The organism is Coleofasciculus sp. A1-SPW-01 (assembly GCF_040217205.1).
Lineage (GTDB): Bacteria > Cyanobacteriota > Cyanobacteriia > Cyanobacteriales > Coleofasciculaceae > Coleofasciculus > Coleofasciculus chthonoplastes_A.
Genome location: NZ_JAVJNP010000076.1, coordinates 39,232 through 48,224, shown reverse-complemented (window position 1 = coordinate 48,224; position 8,993 = coordinate 39,232). Strand labels below are relative to the sequence as shown.

Here is an 8,993-nt window from a genome sequence, read left to right as displayed (position 1 = left end):
TAACTTCTAAAAGCCGAAACGCCCTATTTTTCGTTCTCACTCTTCCTTGTCTACGGTCGCTGAGCGAAGTCGAAGTGATGGTCTACCTGTCTTCCAAGTCTAACCTGAACCGCAATCTTAAAAAACCTACCCTTGTGAGCTCTCCCAACCCCCCTCGTTCCCCCCTACAAGAGGGGGGATGACTAAGGATGCTTCGCTTTTATGGCAGGGGAGAGGGGAGCAAGAGAATCCGATTCCCCTTCTCCCCACGGTCCGGAGTTGGGGTTAGGGGATGAGGGGGAAATGTCGAGAAGTAGATAGACACAGCTTAAAACCTTACCAGCATGGATTTTCTACCTTAAGTTGACACGGATGGTTTAGCCACTCAAACTACTTGGCATCAAAAACTGAACAACAAAACCCGCCCTAGCTGGTTACCAACTGGTTCCCAAAAACTAAACCACAAAACCCGCCCTGATTCATACGTCGTAGATTATGTAGAGACGCAGCAGGCTACGTCTATCATCAGTGACATGAAGCAAGTTACAGTTTATCTCAACCACGGAAAACACTGTACCGGAAGCTCCGATAACGGCAGAACCACCACCGAGAACCATATCTTGTATCCCGGTGATATGTGTATTGTTGATCCCGCCAATTCCAAAAAACACAAATACAGAGGTAGAATTGGCAGACTGGATGGAACCCAACGCAAAGGAATTCCTCGACTTTGTTTCACCGACAAAAAAGGCGGGTATGGTTATATTAATCCTGTTGATCTTTCCCCTCTCCCCGCCAATTTACCTGCTATAACCAGCATCAAATCATCGTCCCAAAAACCCCATCCCACCTTTCCGGTAGACTTACCGCCAAAAGTTCCTGGCGATAAAGATAGCCTACAACGTGCCATCTGTCTTCTGGGAAATCGCACTAAATCCGAACTGAAACAGAAACACCAAACCGAATTAAGAGAGCTAATTGGCACCTATCCCAACGCCCAGAGAGCCGCCGATTGGAAGAAAGGATTAAAGCAAGTGGTTAAACAGTCGGATTGAGGGAGATGAGGGAGATATGCCATGACACGTCTGTGTGTAGGGGCGGGTTTAGGGAATAATATTGATGGCTATCCCTAGCTTAGCTGCAAAACCAGCCCCTACCAAATGACAAATGACGAATGACGAATGACAAATGACCCAAAAATTTCGCCAACTCCTCCAACAACCCGAAACCCTAATTCTTCCCGGCGTCTATGATTGCATCAGCGCCAAACTCGCCGAAAGAATTGGCTTTGAAGCTATCTTTACCAGTGGCTTTGGCATTTCCGGTTCCACTCTCGGTAAACCCGATTACGGTTTTCTCACCGCTACCGAAATGCTGAATAGCGCCGGAAAAATTGCTGAATCCGTCACCATTCCCCTTATCGCTGATATTGATACCGGGTACGGAAATCCCCTCAATGTCATTCGTACCGTCACCGATATCGTTAGACTCGGTATTGCCGGAATTATCTTAGAAGATCAAGAGTTGCCCAAGAAATGCGGTCATTTTGCCGGAAAACGAGTAATTCCCGCCGCCGATCATATCCAGAAAATCCGCGCCGCTGTTCACGCCCGTGGTAAAAGTGAATTAGTGATTATTGCCCGTACTGACGCCCGTGCGCCCTTGGGACTCGACGAAGCGATTAATCGCGGACGTGCCTATTATGAAGCTGGGGCAGATATCATCTTTATAGAAGCCCCCCAGTCTCTTGAAGATTTACAGGCGATCGCATCAGCACTTCCTAATGTGCCTCTGTTTGCCAATATGATAGAAGGGGGCAAAACTCCGGTGCTGTCGGGTCAAAAACTACAGGCGTTAGGCTTCAAAATCGTTGTTTATCCCCTCTCTGGCTTATTTGCCGCGACTAAAGCCATGATGGACTGTTTGAGTCATTTGCGCCAACAAGGGACTACCGCAGGCTTTTCCAATCTCGTCTCCTTCCCAGAATTTGAGCAGCTTATTGACGTACCGCACTATCGCCAACTCGAACAGCAGTTCACTGTATCAGACGCATCACCACCGGGGGAAACGGGATGAGATGATGGGGTGATGAAGTGATGGGGAAGTTAATTGAACATTATTGCACTTGGTCAGGCGAGAGGCAATACTGCTCGGATAAGCTTTCTCCCTCAGCTTCCCCAGCTTCCAGACGTGCCATGGCACGTCTCTACATTGCTCCCCCAGCTCCCCCGGCTTCCCTGATTGATCCGGTTGACCAATAGAAGAATGTCAGTATACATGGGTAGAAAGGGACGCCATCTTCAAAACTTAACCGGAATCCCCTGAAATCCCCTGTAGACGGCAACTACACCTAACCATTACGGTTCTGCCCACTGATAGAGTCCATCATACAGAGGTAAAGTGTTAGTAGAAAGTACATAAAAATTTACAAATAAGGGTAAATCGTTTACCCCTTCAGCCAATCATATACCGCTCGGCAAAGGAAACCAACCATGTTTGAACATTTTACAGACAGAGCTATCAAATCCATTATGCTCGCTCAAGAGGAAGCCCGTCGCCTGGGACATAACCTCGTGGGAACAGAGCAAATTCTCTTGGGATTGCTGCGAGAAGGAACCAGTGTCGCGGCGATTGTCCTGAAAGAGATGGATGTCACCCTGGAATCAACCCGGAAAGTCGTCGAGAAAATCATTGGTCGCGGATCTGGGTTTGTTCCGGCTGAAATTCCCTTCACACCTAAAGCTAAACGCCTGTTTGAGCAATCCTTCAAAGAAGCTCGACAACTGGGACATAATTATATCGGTCCAGAACATTTGTTACTTGCCATCCTCCAAGACACCGACAGCGTTGCGGGTAAAGTGTTACAAAGTTTAGGCGTCAACCCATCCACCGCCCGCACTAAGCTGATTCAAGCCATCGGTGAAGTGGCTGCTGCTGCAACCGCTAGAGGACCGGGTACTTCAATGATGGGTCGCACATCAAAGTCCGCCACCTTGGAAGAATTTGGCAGGAATCTGACCCAGTTAGCCTCAGAAGGTAAGTTAGACCCTGTGGTGGGTCGTGTCAAGGAAATCGAACGGATTATCCAGATTTTAGGACGCCGAACCAAGAATAATCCCGTATTATTGGGAGAACCTGGCGTGGGTAAAACCGCGATCGCAGAAGGATTGGCGCAACGGATTTCCGATAGTCAGGTGCCAGAACTGTTGGAAAATAAGCAGGTAATCAGCCTGGATATTGGATCACTGATTTCCGGTACTCGCTTCCGGGGTGACTTCGAGGAACGCATCAAGAATATAATGGCGGAAGTGCGTGAAGCCGGAAATATTATCCTGGTGATTGACGAAATCCATACCTTAGTCGGTGCTGGGGCGCTAGAAGGCGGATTAGATGCAGCAAATATCCTCAAACCCGCTTTAGCACGAGGCGAACTCCAGTGTGTCGGGGCGACAACGTTGGATGAATACCGCAAGCATATTGAGCGAGACGCCGCCCTAGAACGCCGTTTCCAACCGATTATGGTGGGTGAACCCTCGGTTGAGGAAACCATTGAAATTTTGCAGGGGTTGCGGGATGCTTATGAGCAACATCACCGAGTCGAAATCTCTGATCATGCGTTAGATGCAGCGGCGAAACTGTCCGATCGTTATATTAGCGATCGCTTCTTACCGGACAAAGCCATTGACTTGATTGACGAAGCCGGAAGCCGTGTGCATCTGATTCATTGTCAGCCGTCTCCCGCGACACGAGACATCAAGCGTCAAATGCGTCAGGTGACCAAAGAAAAAGAAGAAGCTGTTCGTCTCCAAGACTTTGAGAAAGCCGCCCAATTGCGCGATCGCGAACAGGAACTGGAAACGCAGCTACAAGCGATTCTGCAAGCGGAAACCGATGAAGATACCCCCGTACAGACACCTCTGGTGAATGAGGAAGATATTGCCCACATTGTCTCCTCCTGGACAGGTGTACCCGTCAACAAGCTGACCGAATCTGAATCAGCCCTGCTGCTACATATAGAAGATACCTTGCACCAACGCTTAATTGGTCAAGAAGAAGCCGTTACAGCCGTCTCCAAAGCGATTCGACGGGCGCGGGTGGGGTTAAAAGACCCGAATCGACCCATCGCTAGCTTTATCTTCTCTGGACCGACGGGAGTGGGTAAGACGGAACTGGCGAAAGCGTTAGCGGCTTACTTCTTCGGGTCAGAAGAGGCGATGATTCGCTTGGATATGTCCGAATACATGGACCCGCACACCGTCTCTAAGCTAATCGGTTCGCCTCCCGGATTTGTCGGCTATGACGAAGGCGGTCAACTCACAGAAGCCGTCCGGCGTCAACCCTACACGGTACTCCTGTTTGACGAAATCGAGAAAGCACACCCCGATGTCTTCAATAGTCTCTTACAACTGTTGGATGATGGTCGGTTGACAGATGCCAAGGGTCGTACCGTAGACTTCAAGAACACCCTGATTATCATGACCTCGAACATCGGTTCGCGGGTGATTGAAAAAGGTGGCGGTGGTTTCGGATTTGAAGACTCAGATAATCTGGCTGAGTCTCAATATAACCGGATTCGTAGCCGTGTAAATGATGAACTCAAGGATTATTTCCGTCCAGAATTCCTCAATCGCCTTGACGATATTATCGTCTTCCGTCAGTTAAACCGAGATGAGATTAAGCAAATTGCTGATCTCCTCCTGGTAGAAGTTTCAACTCGCTTAGTTGAACAGGGAATTACCCTAGAAGTGACCGAACGGTTCAAAGATCGTTTAGTCGAAGAAGGGTATGATCCCAGTTATGGGGCGCGACCTTTACGTCGGACGATTATGCGGCTATTAGAAGATAGTTTAGCTGAAGCCATGTTAGCGAGTGAGATTCTGGAGGGAGAAACCGCTGTGGTTGATGTAGATGAGAATGGTGAGGTGAAGGTTTTACCGGGTGAATCGCCAGCGCGATTGTTGCAACCTGTTGGTTAAAATTTAGCAACCTCTTCCAGACGTAGCATGTAACTTGTTCTAGACGTAACATGCTACGTCTTTTTTTGTGAGAATTCAGATTAATTAGGGCGGGTTTTGTTTTGCATTTATTGGTGAGGATGGCGGGTTTTGTTGTTCCGTAATATGTCTTATAATTACGAACTCTTAATCATTGGTGCAGGGTCTGGCGGACTAGCAGCAGCGAAACGAGCCGCTGCTTACGATATCAACGTGGCTGTGGTGGAAAAAGAATCCCTGGGTGGTACTTGTGTCAATCGCGGCTGCATTCCCAAAAAATTAATGGTTTATGCGGCGGCTATATTGGTGTAGAATTTGCCAGTATGATGGATGCTTTGGGATCTGAGGTCACGCTGATGGATGTCGAAGAGTCAATCTTACCTGGGTTTGATCAGGATATCCGTATGTCTGTGCAAAAGGGCTTTCTCGCCGTGGCGATTCGCCAGGGTATCAACAAGCAAGAGCTAGATGCGACGATTTGTATCCATCCCACGATTGGAGAAGAGGTTCTCACGCGGGATTAATGGGGAAGCCAATTCTATTTTCGGCAAATTGTATTCAGGCACACATTGGTACACTCAGACAAATTACAAATGACAAGACTCATCCCCCTATAATTGAGGAAAATCAAGAGCAAAGTAGCCCAAATGAGTGCAACAAATAGCGCTAAAAAAATAAAATTCGGTACCGATGGCTGGCGGGGAATCATCGCTGATGATTTTACCTTCGCCAATGTCTGTAAGGTAACTCGTGCGATCGCGAATTATCTGGATACAGCCTACGGCAAAGACCGCCCCGTCTTGGTAGCCTACGATACCCGCTTCTTGGCTGATGAGTTTGCCCGCACCGCTGCTGAGGTTTTGGCAGATTTGGGCTGGACGGTAAAAATTGTCAACCGGGATTGTCCGACGCCAGTGATTGCTTATCAAGCGCGTCAACTCAACTCAGCCGGAGCGCTGATGTTTACAGCATCCCACAATCCCGCTGCCTATTGCGGGATTAAATATATTCCGGATTATGCAGGTCCTGCTACCCCGGAAATTACGGATACGATTGTTTCCAATATTGCTGGTGCCGATGATGCGCCGCCGAGTGGTAAGTCGGGTGATAAAATTTCTACCTTTGATCCGAAACCGGATTATTTACAGTTTATTTACACGCTACTAGACGTAGAACGGATTCGGCGGGCGCAACTCAACGTAAAATACGACGCTCTCTATTCCACCTCTCGCGGTTATCTGGATGATGTTCTGGAACACTGCGGCTGTCAGACGGAAAGCTTTAACACTACCCGCGATGTCTTATTTGGTGGCGGAATGCCCGAACCAAAAGGCGAGTATCTGGTGGGGTTAAGAGAAGCCGTGACGCGAGATCAGGCGGATTTAGGTCTAGCCACTGATGGAGATAGCGATCGCTTTGGTATCGTAGATGAGCAGGGGAATGTGCTAACCCCCAATACTGTGCTATTGTTACTGGCACGTCACCTGATTAAGAATAAAGGTAAAAAAGGTGCGATCGTCCGTACCGTTGCCACAACTCACCTATTGGATAACTTTGCCGTAAAACATGGTCTAGAAACTTACGAGACAGCCGTCGGTTTCAAATACATTGGTCAGAAAATGCGGGAAACCGAGGTGCTGATTGGCGGTGAAGAATCCGGCGGATTGAGTGTGATTGGACATATTCCGGAAAAAGACGGGATTTTAGCCAATATGCTGGTGGCTGAAGCCATTGCATACGAAGGTAAACCCCTCAGTCAGTTAGTCGAAGAAGCAATCAAAGAAGCTGATGGTCCAGTTTATAATCAGCGTCTAGATTTGCATTTAGACGAGGATCATAAAGCTGCTGTTCTAGACACTTGTACCAAAAATCCTCCTAAAGAAGTGGCTGGGATTAAAGTTAAAGAAGTGGGGCGCAAAGACGGGATTAAACTCTATTTATCAGAAGGAAGTTGGGTGTTATTGCGTCCCTCCGGTACCGAACCTCTGATGCGGGTGTATATGGAAGCGGATTCTCCCGAAAAGCAAAATCAAATTGCAGAGGCGATGAAGCAGATGATTCAGCAGATGGAACCAGCAACGGTATAACTAAAGCTTGCTGAATCAGGGTTGTAGAGACGTTGCATGCAACGTCTCTACACAGCAAGAGGAGGCGATTGAAATCGCTGCTACACAAACAAAGTCCGCCTGCGCGGACTGGATTACAGAAGATTTCAACACTGAAATTGTAAAGCAAGAATCTGAAATTAAGTTGTTTCAATCCCTGATAGGGATTATAGAGGATTTCGACGCCAGTGTCTGGATCTAATACCCTGGTGTTTACGTAGTTTCAATCCCTGATAGGGATTATAGAGGATTTCGACATCTAAGCCTTCCGCTCCATCCCCGACTTCGATGTTTCAATCCCTGATAGGGATTATAGAGGATTTCGACTCGATTTTGGGAAGCGTGAATCAGCTCAATACTGAGTTTCAATCCCTGATAGGGATTATAGAGGATTTCGACCCTTGCGGAAGTTCGCCAGGGGAAAGATACCGGAAAATGTTTCAATCCCTGATAGGGATTATAGAGGATTTCGACAAGAAATAGACTTGATCTATAGTTTTCTAGAACGTTTCATAGGGTCGAAGGAAAGATTTATCTTTCTCAGCTCCCATTCAAAACCGAACGAGCAAGTTTCCAAGCATTCGGCTCCTAGTGTGCCTCCGATAATTAGTGGAACCCTTTCCCGTTTCCAGTTGGGGGTCTGGTCTATTTAACGCTTTTGTTGTCCCTTTTTATCCCACGTTCTGAGGTTTTAACCATTTTCGCTGCCCCTTATCGGAGATTTGTGCGAGGGCATTTGTTGAACCAGCGCCTACTGGTTAGTTAGTTATTGCCTCCTACGTTTTGGGCATTTTAAGAACTTACTCAGTCGTGACCAAGGCAGTGACTGCCATACGTCAGCTTATCTTAAGCATTACCTTAAGCTTTTGCTTCTTATGACATCGTATTCAATCAGGTTCATCCGGAGTTAGCTCACCCTACTTGTTCCCGGATTTCCTTATCCAATCAGGTAAACAAGTTATGTTATCTTGTTTCAATAACAGCTCATGTTTCCTGTGGATGGATTTGCGGTTTAACCTATCACCTCTAACCAGAATTATCCAGCAAGAGAACCTGATGATTTACCTCGTTCCAAGTAGCTATTTCTTGATACCTTTAGGTTCCGAGTATCCGCCGGGGTAATTATCGACAACATCTCTTGTTGGTGGATTGCACCCAACAAGCTCTTTACCCATTGCACCAAGTATGGAGATAGACAAAGGATAATATGGATACCAGTCGCTGTCCCTTTGGGGCTGGTCACTGTTATCCCCCTCCTTTGTTACCACCGTTCCTTTACAGAAAGAATCTAGGTTTTCTCCCCTTTCGGGAGAGAATTCCCGTAAACAGCCTCTTTCTTTGGCTCCTATCTAACGACGGGTCTTACTCAATTTACTTTACGTTAACCTTGAGCATCTTCCCTCCCAGCTTCACCAGTTGAGGCTACCAGCTTATCCGGTTTTCTCCTAAGCTGTTCCAGGACAAGTTGCTATCTTGTTTAAGGTAGGAGATGGATTCACCCCGATGCTAAGGGGATGGGAATTTAACCCACATAGATTACTTAGTTGTCAAGGTGCAATTTTAGTTAAACTAGGGCTGCACCTTGCCACCTTTTCCTATTAGTATTTTTTTTTAGCGCAAAATCTAATAGTTATAGGTGAACGAGTCGCCCCAATCCCTGATAGGGATTATAGAGGATTTCGACTGCCGACCTCTGAAACGCTTGCTGTATATAGTTTTCAAGGTTCAGTTCCGAGAGACTCTCTTTAATATACCATTTCAGACTTCAGCAGACAAGAAGCATCTAAAAAAAACATCCAGAATCCAGTACCAGTAAACGTTTCACGATTTCCGAGACCCTCATTTTTCTGCTAGTGTACTCAAAGCCAGAACCCATAAGGGATACAGCCGCAAAATCACCACAGCCTTTGAAAAC

Annotated in this window: 6 protein-coding genes, 1 pseudogene and 1 CRISPR repeat array; all 7 genes and pseudogenes read left to right on the top strand. The window is 47.2% G+C overall.

Translation table 11 applies throughout. The features are described 5' to 3' along the window. The first annotated feature begins 512 nt into the window (after positions 1 to 512). On the top strand, positions 513 to 1,034 hold the full coding sequence (locus tag RH949_RS11975; protein WP_044210604.1) for a hypothetical protein: 522 nt from the start codon (positions 513 to 515) through the stop codon (positions 1,032 to 1,034). Positions 1,035 to 1,167: 133 nt separating this feature from the next. Further along, entirely contained in the window at positions 1,168 to 2,055 is an 888-nt protein-coding gene (locus tag RH949_RS11970) for an isocitrate lyase/PEP mutase family protein (RefSeq protein ID WP_446353318.1), read from the top strand. Positions 2,056 to 2,075: 20 nt separating this feature from the next. Next, positions 2,076 to 2,240, top strand: coding sequence for a hypothetical protein (locus tag RH949_RS11965; protein WP_006105383.1), 165 nt, complete (start codon positions 2,076 to 2,078; stop codon positions 2,238 to 2,240). Between the two features lie 231 nt (positions 2,241 to 2,471). Further along, positions 2,472 to 4,955 (top strand): ATP-dependent Clp protease ATP-binding subunit, encoded by a 2,484-nt coding sequence (locus RH949_RS11960; RefSeq protein WP_006105478.1) that lies wholly within the window; start codon positions 2,472 to 2,474, stop codon positions 4,953 to 4,955. Positions 4,956 to 5,099: 144 nt separating this feature from the next. Beyond that, positions 5,100 to 5,270 (top strand): annotated as a pseudogene (locus tag RH949_RS11955) (FAD-dependent oxidoreductase); the annotation flags it as partial. A 26-nt stretch (positions 5,271 to 5,296) separates the two neighbouring features. Then, complete coding sequence (locus RH949_RS11950) at positions 5,297 to 5,497, top strand: hypothetical protein (RefSeq protein ID WP_044210598.1); 201 nt, start codon at positions 5,297 to 5,299, stop codon at positions 5,495 to 5,497. Between the two features lie 123 nt (positions 5,498 to 5,620). Next, positions 5,621 to 7,060, top strand: a complete 1,440-nt coding sequence (locus RH949_RS11945) for a phosphoglucomutase/phosphomannomutase family protein (protein WP_446353315.1) — start codon at positions 5,621 to 5,623, stop codon at positions 7,058 to 7,060. Between the two features lie 165 nt (positions 7,061 to 7,225). Further along, positions 7,226 to 7,552: direct repeats of the CRISPR family, unit length 37 nt; unit sequence GTTTCAATCCCTGATAGGGATTATAGAGGATTTCGAC. Positions 7,553 to 8,993 lie beyond the last annotated feature (1,441 nt).